We start from the raw sequence: 361 nt of genomic DNA, 5'->3' as shown, positions 1-361 counted from the left end.
CTCTACCGCCCGGCACTTCCTATCGTCAGCTTTCGATGGTCGTGCTCGTCCTGATGCTTATCTTGACGGCTGTCGTAGCCGCGCTGTGTGCTGCGACCAATAGGATGCAGACTAGCGACGTGGAAATCGTCGATGCAGAAATCTTGGAAGACGAGCACCATCCCCAACAACACGAGTTCTGTGCACGGGCTGAACGCGCACGCCGCGAGCGTCCCACCGTGACTCGTGTATACAAGTAAAGGATACTTCATGACCATTCGTTATTTCGAACAGTACACAAGCGGCTGGAAGCGTGAAGTTGACGGCTCTGGCGTTCTCGACGCATGGGTCAATCGTCGTCATTGGGTAGGTTACGGCGGCT

General features: G+C 55.4%; 1 protein-coding gene. It reads left to right on the top strand.

All coding sequences use genetic code 11. The annotated features are described in order from the left end of the window. Window positions 1-239, top strand: a 239-nt coding sequence (locus AC1RPH_RS08045) for a hypothetical protein (protein ID WP_481762064.1), incomplete at its 5' end; no start/stop codon positions are given. Window positions 240-361 lie beyond the last annotated feature (122 nt).

Source organism: Dellaglioa sp. CoH-57-MRSF-16 (genome assembly GCF_056782055.1).
Note: the sequence above shows the minus strand (reverse complement) of the source record. Positions and strands in the feature narration are given on the sequence as shown.